This window comes from Methylobacterium sp. WL103, from assembly GCF_008039885.1.
GTDB classification, from domain to species: domain Bacteria; phylum Pseudomonadota; class Alphaproteobacteria; order Rhizobiales; family Beijerinckiaceae; genus Methylobacterium; species Methylobacterium cerastii.
On record NZ_VRUX01001309.1, the window covers coordinates 1 to 427 of the forward strand.

Below are 427 nucleotides of genomic sequence, written 5' to 3' on the forward strand. Positions count from 1 at the left end.
GGCCTGCGACGATCGCCGAGGCGACGGCCGGGTGACTGAGGGCTGCAAGCACCAGGCCTGCGACGAGCGCCCCGAGGGCCGGGCGCAGGGCGCGACGGACGCTCATGCCGTCCTCCGCACGCGGTCCTCGACGCGGCTCAACGCCCGCTCGACGGCCAGAGACAGCACGACGATCGGGATCGCCCCGAGCAGGATCAGGTCCGGGGCGAACTGCGCCATGCCGTCGAAGACGATGCCGCCGAGGCCGCCCGCCCCGACGAGCGCCCCGAGCGTCGCGAGCCCGATCGCCTGGACGCAGGCGACGCGGAGCGCCCCGATCAGGATGCCGGCACCGATCGGCAGCCGCACCTCGAAGAGGATCTTGCGCGGGGTGAGGCCCAGGGCCTCGGCCGCGTCGAGGGTGGCCGGGTCGGGCGCCGCGAGCGCC

The 427-nt window shown here is 75.9% G+C and carries 1 protein-coding gene; it reads right to left on the reverse strand.

Annotated features, from left to right (window positions below):
- Nucleotides 1-102 precede the first annotated feature (102 nt).
- Nucleotides 103-427: ABC transporter permease subunit (locus tag FV222_RS29125; RefSeq protein ID WP_147816570.1), on the reverse strand; the 325-nt coding region annotated here is incomplete at its 5' end.